General features: G+C 70.6%; 13 protein-coding genes and 1 tRNA gene. 12 read left to right on the forward strand and 2 right to left on the reverse strand.

All coding sequences use genetic code 11. From position 1 onward, the window contains the following. Nucleotides 1-95: 95 nt before the first annotated feature. Together KVA01_RS07685 and KVA01_RS07690 are read left to right on the forward strand one after the other, a co-directional pair. The gene (locus tag KVA01_RS07685; protein WP_141269594.1) at nucleotides 96-758 is read left to right on the forward strand and encodes an MBL fold metallo-hydrolase; all 663 of its coding nucleotides are present in this window, start codon (nucleotides 96-98) and stop codon (nucleotides 756-758) included. Between the two features lie 47 nt (nucleotides 759-805). Beyond that, the gene (locus tag KVA01_RS07690; RefSeq protein WP_068469395.1) at nucleotides 806-1,234 is read left to right on the forward strand and encodes an HIT family protein; all 429 of its coding nucleotides are present in this window, start codon (nucleotides 806-808) and stop codon (nucleotides 1,232-1,234) included. Nucleotides 1,235-1,316: 82 nt separating this feature from the next. On the opposite strand, the gene hrpA is transcribed toward KVA01_RS07690, so the two are convergent. Then, on the reverse strand, nucleotides 1,317-5,456 hold the full coding sequence (hrpA, locus tag KVA01_RS07695; RefSeq protein WP_141269596.1) for an ATP-dependent RNA helicase HrpA: 4,140 nt from the start codon (nucleotides 5,454-5,456) through the stop codon (nucleotides 1,317-1,319). 161 nt (nucleotides 5,457-5,617) lie between these two features. Here hrpA and KVA01_RS07700 point away from each other — a divergent pair, with 161 nt between their 5' ends. The 4 genes from KVA01_RS07700 to KVA01_RS07715 are packed head-to-tail and all read left to right on the forward strand — an operon-like array spanning nucleotide 5,618 to nucleotide 8,866. After that, nucleotides 5,618-6,604: an ABC transporter substrate-binding protein gene (locus tag KVA01_RS07700; protein ID WP_068469399.1), complete on the forward strand. Its 987-nt coding sequence runs from the start codon at nucleotides 5,618-5,620 to the stop codon at nucleotides 6,602-6,604. Between the two features lie 5 nt (nucleotides 6,605-6,609). Next, nucleotides 6,610-7,578 carry an ABC transporter permease gene (locus KVA01_RS07705; RefSeq protein WP_068469401.1) on the forward strand — a complete coding sequence of 323 codons (969 nt, stop codon included), beginning with the start codon at nucleotides 6,610-6,612 and terminating at the stop codon, nucleotides 7,576-7,578. Between the two features lie 4 nt (nucleotides 7,579-7,582). After that, a complete protein-coding gene (locus tag KVA01_RS07710) occupies nucleotides 7,583-8,476 on the forward strand; it encodes an ABC transporter ATP-binding protein (RefSeq protein WP_068469402.1) in 894 nt (297 codons plus the stop codon). Between the two features lie 9 nt (nucleotides 8,477-8,485). Next, nucleotides 8,486-8,866: a hypothetical protein gene (locus KVA01_RS07715; protein ID WP_141269598.1), complete on the forward strand. Its 381-nt coding sequence runs from the start codon at nucleotides 8,486-8,488 to the stop codon at nucleotides 8,864-8,866. Nucleotides 8,867-9,048: 182 nt separating this feature from the next. Here KVA01_RS07715 and KVA01_RS07720 read toward each other — a convergent pair. Next, nucleotides 9,049-9,121, reverse strand: a tRNA-Arg gene (locus KVA01_RS07720). 145 nt (nucleotides 9,122-9,266) lie between these two features. Here KVA01_RS07720 and argS point away from each other — a divergent pair. From argS to rho, 6 genes are all read left to right on the forward strand, one after another. Then, complete coding sequence (argS, locus tag KVA01_RS07725) at nucleotides 9,267-10,937, forward strand: arginine--tRNA ligase (RefSeq protein WP_141269600.1); 1,671 nt, start codon at nucleotides 9,267-9,269, stop codon at nucleotides 10,935-10,937. A 2-nt stretch (nucleotides 10,938-10,939) separates the two neighbouring features. Beyond that, complete coding sequence (gene lysA / locus KVA01_RS07730) at nucleotides 10,940-12,421, forward strand: diaminopimelate decarboxylase (protein WP_141269602.1); 1,482 nt, start codon at nucleotides 10,940-10,942, stop codon at nucleotides 12,419-12,421. Continuing rightward, nucleotides 12,418-13,740 (forward strand): homoserine dehydrogenase, encoded by a 1,323-nt coding sequence (locus KVA01_RS07735; protein WP_068469408.1) that lies wholly within the window; start codon nucleotides 12,418-12,420, stop codon nucleotides 13,738-13,740. Before lysA ends, KVA01_RS07735 begins: the two co-directional genes overlap by 4 nt. Before the next feature lie 107 nt (nucleotides 13,741-13,847). Beyond that, complete coding sequence (gene thrC / locus KVA01_RS07740) at nucleotides 13,848-14,957, forward strand: threonine synthase (protein ID WP_068469410.1); 1,110 nt, start codon at nucleotides 13,848-13,850, stop codon at nucleotides 14,955-14,957. Between the two features lie 11 nt (nucleotides 14,958-14,968). Further along, nucleotides 14,969-15,970 (forward strand): homoserine kinase, encoded by a 1,002-nt coding sequence (gene thrB / locus KVA01_RS07745; protein ID WP_233438804.1) that lies wholly within the window; start codon nucleotides 14,969-14,971, stop codon nucleotides 15,968-15,970. Between the two features lie 303 nt (nucleotides 15,971-16,273). Next, entirely contained in the window at nucleotides 16,274-18,373 is a 2,100-nt protein-coding gene (rho, locus tag KVA01_RS07750; protein WP_141269606.1) for a transcription termination factor Rho, read from the forward strand. Nucleotides 18,374-18,375: the final 2 nt, after the last annotated feature.

An 18,375-nucleotide genomic window follows, 5' to 3' on the forward strand; every position in this document is an offset into this window, starting at 1 on the left:
CGGGGGACGTCACACGCGGACCCGTCCCCGTTCCGGCGGGCCCGCGGGTGCCCGGAGACCTGCTGCGCGGGGTGCTCAGCCGCTACGCTGGCAGCATGCTGCTGACCAAGTTCACCCACTCGTGCGTGCGCCTCGAGAAGGAGGGCCACGTGCTCGTGATCGACCCCGGAACCTTCTCCGAGGTGGAGGAGGCGCTCGAGGGTGCCGGCACGGTGCTGATCACCCACGTGCACGCGGACCACTACGACGCCGACCGGCTGGTCGCCGCGCTGCAGGCCTCCCCGGACCTCGCCGTCCACGGCCCGCGCCAGGTGATCGAGGAGCTCGCGCCGCGCGTCGAGGACGCTGCGCTGCTGCACGCCGTGGATGCCGACTCAGAGTTCGCGGCGGGGCCGTTCACCGTGCGCACCTTCGGCGGTCAGCACGCGCTCATCCACCCCCTGATCCCCACCATCCAGAACGTGGGCTACGTGGTCGACGACGTCGTGTTCCACCCGGGGGACTCCTTCGTGGTGCCGCACGGGCTGACCGTTCCCACCGTCCTGGTGCCGCTGCACGCCCCGTGGTCCAAGATGTCCGAGGTGATCGACTTCGTCATCGCCACCCGCGCCACCCGGGTGTACCAGATCCACGACGCCCTGCTCTCCGAGACCGGCTTCGGCGTGGTCGAGAAGCAGGTTTCCCACTTCGCCGGGGTCTACGGCACCGAGTACCGCCACCTGGACACCCGCGAGAGCGTGGAGCTCCCCGCAGCCTGACCACCGGGGTTCCGAACGGGCCCCATCCGCATCGAAAGGACATCGCCGTGAGTTCAGTGTTCAGCAAGATCATCGAGGGCGACCTGCCCGGGCGCTTCGTGTGGCGCGACGAGCAGTGCGTGGGCTTCCTGTCCATCCAGCCGCTCGCCCAGGGCCACGTGCTCGTGGTGCCCCGGCAGGAGGTCGACGCGTGGGTGGACCTGCCCGCGGACCTGGCGGCGCACCTGATGACCGTCTCCCAGACCATCGGCAAGGCCATCGACACCGCCTTCCGGCCCAAGCGCGTGGGGCTGATGATCCAGGGCTTCGAGGTTCCGCACACCCACCTGCACGTGTGGCCCACGAACTCCATCGAAGAGTTCGACTTCGCCAACGTGGACCAGGACCCTGACCCGGCCGCGATGGACGACTCCGCCCGCCGGATCCGTGAGGCGCTCGTGGCCCAGGGGCACGCGGAGCACGTCGAGTTCGACTGACGCGTCGTGCCAACGCGATGAGGAGGGGCGCGGGGCACCCGGGACGGGTGCCCGCGCCTCTTGCGTGCCGGGAGGGCCCGGATCAGGAGAGCTCGCGCAGCTTCTTGCGGATCCGCTTCTCGGAGACGGTGTGCGCGGTGCCGAGCTCCTGCGCGAAGAACGAGATCCGCAGCTCCTCGAGGTCCCACCGCACGCCGGACAGCGCCGCCGGGACGGGGACGTTCGCCGGGACGGCGTCGAGGGCCGCGCGGTACTCGTCCTGCAGGTCGTGCACCGTCTGCATGGCCACGGCATCGCGCTGCAGGTGCCCGGAGAGCTTGTCCAGGCGGGCGTTGACCCCGGCGAGGTAGCGCGGCAGGTGCTGCAGCGCGCGCCAGCCGGTGCGGGCGACGAAGCCCGGGTAGACCAGCGCGGAGACCTGCTCGGACATGTCCGTGAACGCCGGGACGGCCCCCAGCGAGCCGGGCTTCTTGAGTCGCTTGCGCACGGTGTTGGCCTCGGTCAGCGTGGTGGTGACCAGGGCCGTCACCGCGAACACGGTGTCGATCAGTTCCGCGCGCACGTGCTCCGCGACGCGCTCGAACTCCTCCCGCGTGAACGGCGGCTCCTCTGGGACGAGCCGGTCGATCGCCGCGACCGTGCAGTCGTGGATCAGCGCCTCGACCGAACCGTGCGGGTTCTGGGTGAAGATGAGCCGTTCCTTCTGGCTCAGGTGCTCCACCACGTAGCGGTGCACGGACGGCAGCACGCGCTGCAGCAGCGCGATCACGCCGTCCCGCTGCGCCGCACGCTGCTCCTGCGGATCGCTCAGGATCCGCAGGTCCACGCGCGGCGGCTCGGTGGAGCCCGGCGTGCCGGACGGCGTGGCCACGAGCGTGGGGTAGCCCGTGACGGTCTGGCCGGCGACCACCGTCTCCACGCTGCGGGGCGGGTCCGGCTCGGGCCAGGCCGCGAGGTTCTCGCGCTCCACGGACGACGCCGCCCGCGCACCGGAGGCCCGTGGGCCGGGTGCGGGGGCGTTGCCCCCGCCCCCGCGGCGTCGTCCCCGGCCCTTCCGCGAGGAGCCGGTGGCGTCCCCGGGACGGCCCGGGGCGTCGTCGTCCGTGCGGGCGGCGTCGTAGAGCTGTGCCGCCGCGCCGCCCAGCGACTCCGCGAGCGCCTCGCGGACCCGGGACCGCAGCCGCTGCTTGAGCTCGGTGAGGTCGTCGCCGCGGCCCAGCACGGCGTTGCGGGCGTCGCGGACCTCGAAGCTCATGCGCAGGTGGGTGGGCAGCGTCTCGGGGTGGAAGTCCGTGGCGGTGACGGTGTGTCCGCGCAGGCGCTGCAGCACCGTGGCGAGGGAGGCCAGGAGGGAGTCGGTGGCCGGGTCGAACTCCGCGTCCAGGCGGGCGACGGCAGCCGCGGCCGTGTCCGGGGCGGGCACGAAGTTGCGTCGCACGGCCTTGGGCAGGGACTTGATCAGCGCCGTCACGAGCTCCACGCGCAGACCCGGGATGTGCCACTCGAACTGCTCGGGGAACAGCCGGTCCAGGAACAGCACCGGGATCCGCACCGTCACGCCGTCGGCGGTGTCCGCACCGGGGGCGAACTCGTAGTCCAGGTCCAGGCTGAGCTCGCCGTCCGCGGAGGCAACCGTCCACGAGCGCGGGAAGGAGTCCGTGTCCAGGGCGGGCCCCTCGGGGGCGATCAGGTCCTGCGGGGTGAGGTCCAGCAGGTGTTCGTCCTGCTGGCGGGCCTTCTTCCACCACGAGTCGAAGTGCCGCTGCGAGACCACGCTCTCGGGGATCCGGGCGTCGTAGAAGTCGAAGAGCACCTGGTCGTCCACGCGCAGGTCCTTGCGGCGCATCCGGTTCTCGAGCTCCTCGACCTCCGCGAGGGCCTTCCGGTTGCGCTTGACGAACGTGTGGCGGGTCTGCCAGTCACCCTCGACGAGCGCGTGGCGGATGAACAGCTCGCGCGACAGCGGCGGGTCGATCGAGGAGAACAGCACGGGCCGTTCCTGGACGAGCGGCAGCCCGTAGAGCGTGACCTTCTCCGAGGCCATGACGGCGCCGCGGGAGCGGGACCAGTGCGGCTCGGAGTAGCTGCGCTTGACGAGCTGCGGCGCAAGCTCCTCGACCCACTCGGGGGAGATGGCCGCGTTGGTGCGCGCCCACAGGCGGGTGGTTTCCACGAGCTCCGCAGAGACGATCCAGTCCGGGGCCTTCTTGAACAGGGCCGATCCCGGGAAGATCGCGAACCGCGTGCCGCGCGCGCCCCGGTACTCGCGGCTGCGCTCGTCCCGCACGCCGATGTTGCTGAGCAGCCCGGAGAGCAGGCTCTTGTGCACGGCGTCCTGGTTCGCGGCGACGTCGATCTCACGCGAGCCGCCGGCGTCGATGCCCACCTGCCGGGCGATCTGGCGCAGCTGCGCGTAGAGGTCCTGCCACTCGCGGATCCGCAGGAAGTTCAGGTACTCCCGCTTGCACAGCTTGCGGAACTGCGAGGGGGACAGGTCCTGCTGCTGCTCCTGCAGGTACTGCCACAGCAGTCCGTAGGAGAGGAAGTCCGAGGTCCGGTCGCGGAACCGCGCGTGGAACTCGTCCGCGGCCTGGCGCTTCTCGAGCGGCCGCTCGCGCGGGTCCTGCACGGTCAGCGCCGCGGTGAGCACGAGCACTTCCCGCACGCAGCCGCGCCGCTGCGACTCGACGATCATGCGCCCGAGGCGCGGGTCCACGGGCAGCGCCGCGAGGATCTCGCCGGTGCGCGTGAGCGGGCCGCGCGACTTCCCGCGCCCGCGGGCGCCTCCCCGGGAGCGGCCGCCCCGGGAACGGCCGCGGTGCGCCGGGCCCGACGCCGCGGCGTCGTCCTCCGCGCCCGTGTCACCGGGACCGCGCAGCGCGCCGAACTCGCGCAGCAGCAGCACACCGTCCTTGACGGCGCGCGCATCCGGCTTCTGCACGAACGGGAACTCCATGATGTCCGAGGGCTGAGAGACCACGCCCACGGAGATCATCTGCAGGATCACGGCCGCGAGGTTGGTGCGCAGGATCTCCGGGTCCGTGAACTGCGGCCGGGACTCGAAGTCCTCCTCCGAGTACAGCCGGATGCACACGCCGTCCGAGGTGCGCCCGCTGCGCCCGGCGCGCTGCTTGGCCGAGGCCTGCGAGATGCGTTCGATGGGCAGCCGCTGCACCTTGGTGCGCGCCGAGTACCGCGAGATCCGCGCCGTGCCCGGATCGACCACGTACTTGATCCCCGGAACCGTCAGCGAGGTCTCCGCGACGTTCGTGGCCAGCACGATCCGCCGGTGCGAGGCCGGGGAGAACACCCTGTTCTGCTCCGCCATGGACAGCCGCCCGAACAGCGGCAGGATCTGGGTGCCCGCGAGTGAGCGGTGGGACTCCACGACCTTCTGCAGGGCGTCCTGGGCGTCGCGGATCTCACGCTCCCCGGCGAAGAACACCAGGATGTCCCCGCGCGGCTCGCGGGAGAGCTCGACGACGGCGTCGCACACGGCGTCGATCGGGTCCCGGTCCTCGTCCGCGAGGCCGTCCCCGGTGTCCTCCTCGTCCTCGCCGCCGTCACCGCTGCGCTCCTGCGTCAGGGGGCGGTAGCGGATCTCCACGGGGTACGTGCGGCCGGAGACCTCGATGATCGGCGCAGGCTCCGGCCCCGCCTCCGGGTGCTGCGGGTCGGGCTGCGCGAAGTGCTCGGCGAAGCGCTGCGGGTCGATGGTGGCCGAGGTGATGATCACCTTCAGGTCCGGGCGCCGCGGGAGCAGCCGGCGCAGGTAGCCCAGCAGGAAGTCGATGTTCAGCGAGCGCTCGTGGGCCTCGTCGATGATGATCGCGTTGTAGCGGGAGAGCTCGGGGTCGTGGCTGATCTCGGCCAGCATGATGCCGTCCGTCATGAGCTTGACCTTGGAGTCCCTGCCGACCTCCGAGGTGAAGCGCACCTGGTAGCCCACGGTAGAGCCCACGCGCTCGCCCAGCTCGTGCGCGATGCGCTCGGCCACGGAGCGCGCGGCGATCCTGCGCGGCTGGGTGTGGCCGATCAGCCCGCCCTCCCCGAGACCGAGCTCGAGGCACATCTTGGGCAGCTGAGTGGTCTTGCCGGATCCGGTCTCGCCGGCGACCACCACCACCTGGTGGTCCCTGATGGCGGCCATGATGTCGTCCCGGCGCGCGCTGACGGGCAGGTCTTCCGGGTACACGATGTGGGGCGTGGTGGGCTCAGTCATGTCGTGCAGAAGTGTACGGGCCGCCTCCGACACCGTCCGACCGAAAGATGACGGTGCAGGTGGCGGCCCCGTTTGTCCGCAAATGTGAGCTGCGTCTCATTTTCGACCGATTGTTAGGTAATATCCAGTCACCACTCATCCTGCGGGGAAGGAAACACCTCATGAAGCCTCTGCTCCCGATCACCGCCGCGGCCACCGCCGCCGTCCTCCTGCTCACCGGCTGCGGCTCCGGCGGGGACACGACGTCCGACGAGAAGAAGTCGGTCACGGTGGGTATCTCCCAGTTCGTGGAGCACCCCTCCCTCGACGCCGCCCGGGAAGGTTTCGTCCAGGCCCTCAACGACGCCGGCTACAAGGAGGGCGAGAACCTGACCCTGGACGTCCAGAACGCGTCCGGGGACCAGGCCACCGCCACGAGCATCGCCTCCAACTTCGCGTCCTCGAAGGACGACCTGATCCTGGGCATCGCCACGCCGTCGGCCCAGTCCCTCGCCCAGGCCGTGACGGACAAGCCGGTGCTCTTCACCGCCGTGACCGACCCGGTGGACGCGGGTCTCGTGGACTCCGCGGACAAGCCCGGCGGCAACGTCACCGGCACCACGGACATGAACCCCGTGGCGGACCAGATCAAACTCGTGAAGCAGCTCAAGCCGAGCGCCAAGTCCGTGGGCATCATCTACAGCTCCGGTGAGACCAACTCCCAGATCCAGGTGGACGCCGCCAAGAAGGCCGCGGAAGCCGAGGGCCTGAAGGTCACGGAGAAGACCGTGACCACCACCGCGGAGGTCGCTCAGGCCGCCGAGTCCTTCGACACCGACGCCATCTACGTGCCCACCGACAACAAGGTCGTTGCCGGTCTCGAGGCCGTGATCTCCGCCGCCGAGTCCAAGAAGATCCCGCTGATCCCCGGCGAGGGCGACTCCGTGGAGCGCGGTGCGCTCGCCACCCAGGGCCTGAACTACAAGGACCTCGGCAAGCAGACCGGTGAGATGGCCGTGCGGATCCTCAAGGACGGCGCCAAGCCCGCGGACATGGCGGTCGAGTCCCAGAAGGACACCAAGCTCATCATCAACGCCAAGGCCGCGAAGGCCATGGGCGTGGAGATCCCGCAGAGCCTGCGGGACAAGGCCGACCAGGTCATCGAGTAGACCCTGTGATCGCCGGAATCGAACTCGGGCTCATCTACGCGATCATGGCCCTGGGGGTCTACCTCACGTTCCGCGTGCTGGACTTCCCGGACCTGACCGTCGACCAGTCCTTCACGAGCGGTGCCGCGACCGCGGCCATGGTCATCCTCGACGGCGGCAGCCCCTGGCTCGCCACCGTGGTGGGTTTCGTGGCCGGTGGTGTGGCGGGTCTGATCACCGCGCTGCTGCACACGAAGGCCCGCATCAACGGGCTGCTCGCGGGCATCCTCACCATGACCGCGCTGTACTCCGTGAACCTCAGGCTCATGGGCGGCAAGGCCAACCTGGCGCTGCTGCGCGAGGACACCGTGTTCACCCCGCTGCGCGAGGCCGGGCTGCAGGGGACCGTCGTGGGTGTCCTGCTGCTGCTGGTGGGCGTGCTGGTGGTCAAGGTGGTGCTGGACTGGTTCCTGTACACGGACGCCGGTCTGGCCATGCAGGCCACCGGTGACAACCCGGACATGATCCGTTCCTTCGGGGTGAACACGGACGGCCAGAAGATCCTGGGACTGTGCCTGTCCAACGCCCTCGTGGGCCTGGCCGGAGCGCTGATCGCGCAGTACCAGGGTTTCGCGGACATCGGCATGGGCATCGGCATGATCGTGGTCGGTCTCGCCTCCGTGATCCTGGGGCAGGGCATCTTCGGGACCCGCACCGTGGTGGTCGCCACGCTCGCGGTGGTCCTGGGCTCGGTGCTCTACCGCCTGGTCATCACCGTGGCGCTGCAGGCGGGGCTGAACCCGTCGGACATGAAGCTGATCTCCGCGGTGCTCGTGGTGGTCGCCCTTGTGCTCCCACAGCTGGGCGTGTTCAAACGGTGGAAGCGGCGTCGCACGCTGCGCGCGGCGCAGGATGTGCAGGCGGACGTCTCCGCCACGACCGAGCACCCCGTGACCGCCGCGCTCTCCACCACCTCCGTGCAGAAGGGACGGTGATCGCGTGCTGACGGTCAACGACGTCCGCAAGACGTTCTTCGCCGGGACGGTCAACGAGCGGGTCGCACTGAACGGGGTGAGCCTCACCGTCGACGAGGGGGACTTCGTCACGGTCATCGGCTCCAACGGCGCCGGCAAGTCCACGCTGCTCAACACGGTCTCCGGGACGATCATCCCGGACGGCGGGGAGATCCGGGTGGGGGAGCGCAACGTCACCCGACTGCCCGAGCACCGCAAGGCCCGATGGATCTCCCGCGTGTTCCAGGACCCCATGAAGGGCTCCTCGCCCACGCTGACGATCGAGCAGAACATGGCCATCGCCCAGCGCCGCGGCGGATCCCGCGGGCTCGCCCGCGGTGTGACCAGGGCCCGGCGCCAGGAGTTCACCGAGGAGCTCAAGACGCTGGAGCTCGGTCTCGAGAACCGGCTGGGTGCGAAGGTGGGCCTGCTCTCGGGCGGTCAGCGGCAGGCGCTGTCCCTGCTGATGGCCACCTTCTCCGCACCGGAGATCCTGCTGCTGGACGAGCACACCGCCGCGCTGGACCCCCAGCGGGCGCACCACGTCACCGAGATCACCGAGCGGATCGTGAACGAGCGCCATCTCACGACCCTGATGGTCACGCACAACATGGAGCAGGCGCTGCGCCTGGGGAACCGGCTGATCATGATGCACGAGGGCCGGATCCTTTTCGAGCTCGACGCCGAGCAGAAGCGCAACGCCACGGTGGCGGACCTCCTGACGGAGTTCCGCAAGCTCCAGGCCGCCACGGGCGAACCCGCGCTGGATGACGCTACGCTTCTGGAAACAGCTCGCAGCGCCGGGCCGGACGCCGCCGCGCAGGCGGTCCCGGGCCAGGGCGCCCCAACGGGCGGCTCCTCCGCCGCGGAGGTGCCGTAAGGAGAACCGGTGAACACAGTGGATCAGCCCCGCCGCAGACAACGACTCACGTCCGTCGTCACTGTGGTGGGGCTGATCCTTCTCTTCGTGTGCTGCTTCACCCTGCCGGAGGGACTCGTGGCCCTGGGACGGGCGGCCGCGGACCACGGCGGGGAGCCCCTCAACGCACGGGGCTGGACCATGGTGGTGCTGGGCTTCGGGACCCTGGGGGTCGGGGGAGTGCTCACCATCGTGGGCGTGGTGCTGCGCCGCACCGCCCCGCCGCAGCCGGTCGCGGAGGACGCCCTGCTGGAGGAGCAGTACGGGGAGGATTCCGTGGTCAGCGCGTACGACCCGCTGGAGCTGAACCCGCACCTGAGGGTCCGTGAACAGCGTCGAGACGGGCGTTGAGAGATCTGCCCCGCGCGGGATGCTGAGCAGGCTGGAGAGCCTCGCCGTGGCTGACGCGCTCGACGGTGCGGTGCGCGCCCCGAGGTGCCGGAGCACTGCGCCGAAGCCCTGAGTTCCGAGAGCCCCGCGCAGGAGTCGTGGCAGGGCACCGGGACGCCGGAACCGGAAAAGGGCATGAAAAGTGCCCGCGATAGGATTCGAACCTACGGCCTTCTGCTCCGGAGGCAGACGCTCTATCCACTGAGCTACGCGGGCGTGTCTGCTACCGGTCCGGGCCCGTGGTCCGATCGGCAACGACGACTCGACGATACTACCAGGTGCCCGCGCGCCACGAATCCGCGCGGTGCGCGCGGGCGTCCGCGAATCGGCCCGCGCGCACCTGCCCCGCTACACTGTCACGGTGACTCCTGAAGAACTTTCCTCCGCCGTCTCCGCATGCCTGCAGGACGCCGTGGCCGCCGGTGAACTCACCGCCGTGGACGGCGTGGACCTGCCCGAGGCGAAGGTCGAGCGCCCCAAGAACCGTGACCACGGCGACTGGGCCACCACGGTGGCCATGCAGGTCGCCAAGAAGGTGGGGCGCAACCCCCGGGAGGTCGCCGAGATCCTGGTGCGCCGCCTGGCGGAGGTGCCGGGTGTCAAGACCGTGGACATCGCCGGTCCGGGCTTTCTGAACATCACGTTCGACGCCGCCGCGGCCGGTGAGCTCGCGCAGTCGATCGTCGAGCAGGGTGCGGCCTTCGGCACGGCACAGGGCCTGGCGGGCACCACCATCAACCTCGAGTTCGTCTCCGCGAACCCCACCGGCCCGATCCACCTGGGCGGCACGCGCTGGGCCGCGGTCGGGGACTCCCTGGCACGCATCCTCGGCGCACAGGGCGCGGACGTGGTGCGCGAGTACTACTTCAACGACCACGGGACGCAGATCGACCGTTTCGCGCGCTCCCTGCTGGCGAGCGCCCGCGGCGAGGCCGCCCCGGAGGACGGCTACGGCGGGCAGTACATCTCCGAGATCGCGGACGACGTCCTCGCCCAGCACCCGGATGCGCTCGAGTCGGACGACCCGCAGGAGGTCTTCCGGGCCACGGGCGTGGAGCTGATGTTCTCCCAGATCAAGTCCTCGCTGCACGAGTTCGGGGTGGACTTCGACGTCTACTTCCACGAGAACTCGCTGTTCGAGGACGGCCAGGTGGAGACCCTGCTGGACCAGCTGCGCTCCTCGGACGCCCTCTACTTCGAGGACGGCGCGTGGTGGCTGCGCTCCACGGACCACGGGGACGACAAGGACCGCGTGGTCATCAAGTCGGACGGCAACGCCGCGTACATTGCTGGCGACATCGCGTACTTCAAGAACAAGCGGGACCGTGGCGCGGACCTGTGCATCTACATGCTGGGTGCGGACCACCACGGCTACGTGGCGCGCCTGAAGGCCGCCGCGGCCGCCCTGGGGGACTCCCCGGACGCCGTCGAGGTGCTGATCGGGCAGATGGTCAACCTGGTGCGCGACGGTGAGGCCGTGCGGATGTCCAAGCGTGCAGGCACCGTGGTCACCATGGAGGACCTCGTGGAGGCCGTGGGGGTGGATGCTGCCCGCTACTCGCTGACGCGGTACTCGGTGGACTCGAACATCGACATCGACCTCGCGCTGCTGACGAAGCGCTCCAACGAGAACCCCGTGTTCTACGTCCAGTACGCGCACGCCCGCACGTGCGCCGTCGCCCGCAACGCCGAGGCCGCCGGGGTCTCGCGCACGGATGCGGACGGCGAGCCACAGTTCGACGCCGCCCTGCTGGACCACCCGCGCGAGGCGGACCTGCTCGCCGCGCTCGGCCAGTACCCCTCCGTGGTCGCGCAGGCGGCCCAGTTCCGCGAGCCGCACCGGGTCGCGCGTCACCTCGAGGCGCTCGCCGGTGCCTACCACCGCTGGTACGACGCGTGCCGCGTGACCCCGCAGGGAGAGGGCTCCGTGGAGCCCGTCCACCACACCCGGCTGTGGCTCAACGACGCCGTGCGCCAGGTGCTCGCCAACGGGCTGGACCTGCTGGGCGTCAGTGCCCCGGAGAGGATGTGACCGTGTCCGGCCACCCCCTGGCTCCCGCCTGGCTGCACGAGCCCACCGATCCCGCCGCCCTGGACCCGCTGGTCTTCACGTCGCAGTACTCGCGCGACGGTTCCGGCCGCGTGTGCGTGGACGGGATCCCCGTCACGGAGCTCGCGGCGCGGTTCGGCTCGCCCAGCTACGTGCTCTCCGAGCGTACGTTCCGCTCGCGTGCCCGCGCCTTCCGCGAGGCCTTCGAACGTGCCCTGCACCCGCTCGGTGTGGACGTGGCGGTCTACTACGCCTCCAAGGCCTTGCTGACCACCGCGGTGGTCGGATGGGCGAGCGAGGAGGGCCTCAACGTGGACACCGCCTCCGGCGGCGAGCTCGCCGTCGCGCTGGCGGCCGGCGTGGACCCCGCCCGGATCGCGCTGCACGGCAACAACAAGTCCGCCGACGAGCTGGGCCTGGCCCTGCGCGAGGGCGTGGGACGCATCGTCGTCGACTCCCTCGCGGAGATTGAGCTGCTCGCGCGCCTGGCCCATGAGCACGGCACCCGCGCTCCCGTGATGATCCGCGTGACCCCCGGCATCCACGCCTCGACCCACGAGTTCATCGCCACGGCGCACGAGGACCAGAAGTTCGGGCTCTCGCTCAACCCGGCCCGTGAGGGCGAAGACGCCCCGGCGCTCGCCGCCGTGGCCGCGTGCCTCGACGCCTCGGACGCGCTGGACCTGCGCGGTCTGCACTGCCACATCGGCTCCCAGATCTTCGCGGCCGAGGGCTTCGGCCAGGCCGCCGAGCGCGTGCTGGCCCTGCGCGAGACCGTGGCCTCCCGCTGGGGCGCGGTGCTGCCGGAGATCGACCTCGGCGGCGGGCACGGCGTGGCCTACACCGCGGCGGACGAGCCGCGGGACGTGGGCGCGATCGCCGCGGACCTCGCAGCGCTGCTGGCCGGGGCCCTCGAGTCCTCGGAGCTGCCCGCGCCGCACCTGTCCTTCGAGCCGGGCCGTTTCATCGCGGGTCCCTCCGGGTGCACGGTCTACACCGTGGGCACGGTCAAGACCGTCACGGTGGGCCCTGGCGTCGAACGCCGCTACGTCTCCGTGGACGGCGGCATGAGCGACAACCCGCGCCCGGTGCTCTACGACGCCGACTACACGGCCGTGCTCGGCAACCGCGTCTCCGAAGTTGCGCCGGTGCTCACCCGGGTGGTGGGCAAGCACTGCGAGTCCGGTGACGTGGTCGTCAAGGACGTCTACCTGCCCGGCGACGTCGCCGCGGGGGACCTGCTCGTGGTGCCCGTGACCGGCGCGTACTGCTGGGCCCTGTCCAGCAACTACAACTGGCTGCCCCGCCCCGGGATCGTGGCCGTGGGCCCCGACGGCTGGAGCCGCGAGATCGTCCGCCGCGAGTCCGTCACCGATCTGCTCGCACGTGACACCGGCATTGCGGATCCGGTGCACGCCACGACCGCCTCCACCCGCCCGAGCGCTGAGGAACCTCCGAACCGATGAACCCTTCACCCTCCACACACGAGACCTCCGAGACCCCCGTCCTGAGGGTCGGTCTGCTGGGCGCCGGCACCGTGGGCTCGCAGGTGGCCCGTGTGCTGCTCACCCAGGCGGACGAGCTGGCGCAGCGCACCGGTGTGCGCCTGGAGCTGTCGGGGATCGCCGTGCGCGACGTCACCGCGCCGCGCGACGTCGAGCTGCCCCGCGAGCTGCTCACCACGGACGCGGACGCCGTGATCGACGCCGCGGACGTGGTCGTGGAGCTCACCGGCGGCATCGAGCCCACGCGCACCCGCGTGCTGCGCGCGCTCAACGCCGGCACCTCGGTGATCACGGGCAACAAGGCGCTGCTCGCCGAGTCCGGCCGTGAGCTGCACGACGCCGCCGCGGCATCCGGCGCGCAGCTGTCCTACGAGGCCGCCGTGGCCGGGGCCATCCCGATCGTGCGCCCCATGCGGGACTCCCTCGCCGGGGACAGCGTGAACCGGTTCCTCGGCATCATGAACGGCACCACGAACTTCATCCTGGACCAGATGGACTCCACCGGGGCGGCGTTCGACGACGCCCTGGCCCAGGCCCAGGAGCTCGGCTACGCGGAAGCGGACCCCACCGCGGACGTCGAGGGGCACGACGCCGCCGCGAAGACCGCAGTGCTGGCCTCCCTCGCGTTCCACTCGAGCTACACGATCGCGGACGTCCACTGCGAGGGCATCACCGGTGTCACCGCGGAGGACGTCGCCGCGGCCAAGGAGGCCGGCTACGTCATCAAGCTGCTGTCGGTGGGGGAGCGCTGCGGCGACGGCGTGAACCTGCGCGTGCAGCCGGTGATGATCCCGCGCGAGCACGTGCTGGGCGGGGTGCGCGGTGCGTACAACGCCGTGTTCGTGGAGGCGGAGAACGCCGGTTCGCTGATGTTCTACGGCCAGGGCGCCGGCGGCGACCCCACGGCGTCGGCCGTGCTGGGAGACCTGGTCTCCGCCGCGCGCGCGATCGCTCTGGGGGCCCGCGGGATCCCGCTCGAGCCCTACGCCGCACTGCCGGCGGTGAGCATGGACGACGTCACCACGCGCCTGTCCGTGACGCTGGCCGTCAACGACCGGCTGGGTGTGCTCGCGCGCCTCGCGCAGGTCTTCGCGGACCACGGGGTGTCGATCTCCACGATGCAGCAGAGCGAGGACCCGCGCGTCAACGAGACGTCCCTGCTGCGCCTGGTGACGCACACCGGGCGCCACGCTTCGCTCGTGGCCACGGTGGACGCGCTGCGCGAGCTGCCCGTGGTGCGTGACATCGTGTCCGTGACGCCTGTGGAGGCCGGGGAGTAGCAGGTGGCCGGCCCCGCCCGCCGCAAACCGCGGGGCCAACGCGTCGAAGCGACCGGTCGGGAAGCACCGAGTCGAGAAGCACCGAGTCGAACCGAGGAGAACGCCGCATGGCACACGTCTGGCAGGGCGTCATCAACGAGTACAAGGACCGGCTGCCGGTCACCGAGCAGACCGAGGTCGTCACCATGGGGGAGGGCGGCACGCCCCTAATCCGTGCGCGCGCCCTGTCCGAGCTGACCGGTTCCACGGTGTGGCTGAAGTTCGAGGGCATGAACCCCACGGGCTCCTTCAAGGACCGCGGGATGACGATGGCCATCACCAAGGCCAAGGAGGAGGGCGCGAAGGCCGTGGTGTGCGCCTCGACCGGGAACACCTCCGCCTCCGCCGCGGCGTACGCGAAGCAGGCCGGGATGCGCTGTGCCGTGCTCGTGCCCGAGGGCAAGATCTCCATGGGCAAGATGTCCCAGGCCGTGGCCCACGGTGCGGACATCATCCAGGTGGACGGCAACTTCGACAACTGCCTCGAGGTCGCCCGCAAGCTCTCGGAGTCCTATCCGGTGTTCCTGGTGAACTCGGTCAACCCGTACCGGATCGAGGGCCAGAAGACCGCGGCGTTCGAGGTCGTGGACACCCTCGGGGACGCCCCGGACATCCACGTCCTGCCGGTGGGCAACGCCGGCAACATCACCGCGTACTGGAAGGGCTACCGAGAGTACGCGCAGGAAACGCCCGGCACGACCGGGGAGATGCTGCCCGCGGTCGCCACGCACACGCCCGTGATGTGGGGCTTCCAGGCGGAGGGCGCGGCACCGCTCGTGCTGGGCCACCCCGTGACCGAGCCGGAGACCATTGCCACGGCCATCCGGATCGGCAACCCCGCCTCGTGGGACAGCGCGATCGCCGCCCGGGACGAGTCCGGGGGGGTCATCGACTCCGTCACGGACGACGAGATCCTGGAGGCCCACCGCTGGCTCTCCTCGCGCGAGGGCGTGTTCGTGGAGCCGGGCTCCGCGGCGAGCGTCGCGGGTCTGCTCAAGCAGGCGCGCGCCGGTGAGGTGCCCTCCGGGCGGACCATCGTGGCCACGGTCACGGGGCACGGCCTGAAGGACCCGCAGTGGGCCATCAAGGGTGCCGAGGCGGAGGACGAGCAGGCCGCCGAGCCGAAGCGCGTCCCCTTCGACGTGGTCGCGGTCGCGGCGGCCCTCGGCCTGGAATGAGCGGTGGCGCGGTGAGCGAGGCACACCTGAACGACCCTGCCCGTCACGGGGCCCCGGTGGGCACCACGGTGACCGTCGAGGTCCCGGCGTCCACGGGCAACGTGGGTCCGGGCTTCGACTCCCTCGGACTCGCGCTGGAGTGCCGCGACACCGTGCGCCTCACGCGCCTCTCCTCCGGCCTCGAGTTCGACCTGCACGGCGAGGCCGCCGGGGGCGGGGTGCCGCGCACGCACGAGCACCTGGTGCTGCGGGCCATGCAGGCCGCGTACGACGCCGCCGGTGCCGGATCCCTGCCGCCGCTGCGGCTCGAGGCCCACAACGTCATCCCGCACGGGCGCGGCATGGGCTCCTCGGCGTCGGCCGTGGTGGCCGGCGTGCTCGCGGCCAACGCCTTCCTGTCCGCGGCCTCCCGGCTCACCCCGGACGAGGTGCTGCAGGTGTGCTCGCGGCTCGAGGGCCACCCGGACAACGTGGCGCCCACCCTGCTCGGCGGGCTCACGGTCTCCTACGAGGAGGAGGGCCGCTTCCACAGCGTGCCGGTGAGCGTGCACCCGGACGTGGTCCCCGTGGTTGCCGTTCCGGACTTCGAGGTCGCCACGGCCATGGCCCGCGGCCTGCTCCCCGACACCGTGGCGCACCGCACCGCGGCGGTCAACGCTGGCCGGGCGGCCCTGCTCGTCTCCGCTCTGGGCGGTCGCCCCGAGCTGCTGCTGCCCGCCACGTTCGACCTGCTGCACCAGCCCTACCGGGCCCAGGCGATGGCCCCCAGCGCGGAACTGATGACGCGGCTGCGCGAGCGCGGTCACGCCGCCCTGATCTCCGGCGCGGGACCCACGGTCCTCACGCTCGTTAACGGTGCTGAAGAGGCCGAGCGCGCCGCGGCGGCGATCCACGAGATCGCCGAGGACACGGCGTCGCCCGCCCACTCGTACCGCGGTCAGCCGGTCTCCTGGCGTGTCCAGATCCTGCAGGTGCCGCGCGAGGGTGCTAAAGTGACGGTATCCACGCAATAGCCCCCGGGTACTCGTCCGTTCCGGACGCAGCACCTCCGCAGTCGAGACTGGTGCGCAGTTCATCTCCGCAGGTACTCGGAAGCACCGCCTCTCTGCGATCCTCTCCCGCGTTGACCGGCCACCTCTGTCACCATCTCTGTGGTGTGGCGCAGCGGTCCCGCGGGGGTTTCGGGGGACTTCATTGCTGATGTCGCGTGCCTTCGGCACGCACTCTCGTGGCCCGCAGTGCGCGGCCCACACCATCAACGTCGGGTTGCTGGCGATCTGAATGCCGTGACCCCCACCGAGTCAGAAGGAAGCTTCGTGACAGAATCCACCGCCCCCGAACAGGGAACGGACACCTCGCAAGCCCAGAGCGCCGGCCTGTCCGGGCTCAAACTCGCGCAGCTGCAGGCCCTCGCCGCCCAGCTCGGCATCACCGGCGCCCGCCGCATGCGCAAGTCCCTCCTCGTGGAGGCCATCTCGGCCCACCAGCGCGGTGGCGCCGTCGCCGCCCGCGACAAAGCTGTCGAGGAGAAGATCGAGCAGACCGCCCGGCAGGCCTCGCGCCGCCACTCGGACGACGTCGACGACGCCGCCCCGGCGGGCTCCTCGGACGAGTTCTCCTCCCGCGGTGCCGGGTCCGACGAGCAGTCGGCGGAGTCCGGCTCCGGTGAGAACTCGGAGCAGAACGGCAAGCGCCAGAGCGGTTCGCGCCGCTCCCACCGCGCCGCCGGTTCCGGTGAGCGCTCCGCCCAGGGCAAGTCCTCCGAGGAGAACGAGAACCAGGAGTCCTCCGAGTCCGGCGAGGACTCGAAGGAGAGCTCCCACCGCGGCGGCCGCAACCAGCGCGGGCGCGGCAACCGCAACGAGAAGTCCTCCCAGCAGGAGAACTCCTCCGGCTCCAAGGACGAGAAGTCCCAGGACGGCAAGCGGGACGAGAAGTCCGAGGGTGGCCGTGGTCGCGGCAACCAGAACCAGAAGGACTCCAAGGACGGCAACCAGGAGAACAACGGCCGCCAGGACTCCAAGGACTCCCGCGACTCCAAGGACTCCGGCGAGAACTCGCAGGACGGCCAGGGCCGCAACGAGCGCCGCAACCGCAACAACAACGGCGGCGGCAACAACAACGACGGCGAGGGCAGCTCGCGCCGCAACCGCCGCAACCGCAACCGGAACGACCGCAATGACCGCAGTGATCGCAACGACCGCAACGAGCGCCGCAACCGTCGCAACCGCAACAACGGCCCGGACGTGGACGACGTCGAGATCACCGAGGACGACGTCCTGTTGCCCATGGCCGGCATCCTGGACGTGCTCGACAACTACGCGTTCGTGCGGACCTCCGGCTACCTGCCGGGCCCCTCGGACGTCTACGTGAGCCTGTCGCAGGTCAAGAAGAACAACCTGCGCAAGGGCGACGCCATCGTGGGCGCCATCCGTGCTCCCCGCGAGGGCGAGCAGCACAACAACTCGCGCCAGAAGTTCTCCGCGCTCGTGCAGCTGACCACGGTCAACGGCCGCAAGCCGGAGGAGAACGCGGACCGTGTCGAGTTCAACAAGCTCGTGCCGCTGTACCCGCAGGAGCGCCTGCGCCTGGAGACCGACCCCAAGAAGATCGGCCCGCGCGTGGTGGATCTGGTCGCTCCGATCGGCAAGGGCCAGCGCGGTCTGATCGTCTCCCCGCCCAAGGCGGGCAAGACCCTGATGCTGCAGTCGATCGCCAACGCGATCACCACGAACAACCCCGAGGTGCACCTCATGATGGTGCTCGTGGACGAGCGCCCCGAAGAGGTCACGGACATGCAGCGCACGGTAAAGGGTGAGGTCATCGCCTCGACCTTCGACCGTCCCGCTGACGACCACACCACGGTCGCCGAGCTCGCGATCGAGCGCGCGAAGCGTCTCGTGGAGATGGGCATGGACGTGGTGGTCCTGCTGGACTCCATGACCCGCCTGGGCCGCGCGTACAACCTCTCCGCACCGGCATCCGGGCGCATCCTCTCGGGTGGTGTGGACTCGGCGGCGTTGTACCCGCCCAAGAAGTTCTTCGGTGCCGCGCGCAACATCGAGAACGGCGGCTCGCTCACCATCCTGGCCACCGCGCTCGTGGAGACCGGCTCCAAGATGGACGAGGTCATCTTCGAGGAGTTCAAGGGCACCGGCAACATGGAGCTGCGGCTCTCGCGCCAGCTCGCGGACCGTCGCATCTTCCCCGCCGTGGACGTCAACTCCTCGGGCACGCGCCGTGAGGAGAACCTGCTCTCGCCGGAGGAGATCAAGATCATGTGGCGCCTGCGCCGCGTGCTCTCCGGTCTGGAGCAGCAGCAGGCCCTGGAGCTGCTCACGAGCAAGCTGCGGGACACGCAGTCCAATGCGGAGTTCCTGCTGCAGGTCCAGAAGACCACGCTCGCCGGTCACTAGGA

The sequence above is a fragment of the Kocuria varians genome (genome assembly GCF_006539885.1).
GTDB lineage: Bacteria > Actinomycetota > Actinomycetes > Actinomycetales > Micrococcaceae > Kocuria > Kocuria varians.

Coding starts and splice junctions, on each gene's coding strand:
- KVA01_RS07685 (WP_141269594.1), top strand. CDS start 96: ATGCTGCTGACCAAGTTCACCCACTCGTGCGTGCGCCTCGAGAAGGAG.
- KVA01_RS07700 (WP_068469399.1), top strand. CDS start 5,618: ATGAAGCCTCTGCTCCCGATCACCGCCGCGGCCACCGCCGCCGTCCTC.
- KVA01_RS07735 (WP_068469408.1), top strand. CDS start 12,418: ATGAACCCTTCACCCTCCACACACGAGACCTCCGAGACCCCCGTCCTG.
- thrC (WP_068469410.1), top strand. CDS start 13,848: ATGGCACACGTCTGGCAGGGCGTCATCAACGAGTACAAGGACCGGCTG.
- hrpA (WP_141269596.1), bottom strand. CDS start 5,456: ATGACTGAGCCCACCACGCCCCACATCGTGTACCCGGAAGACCTGCCC.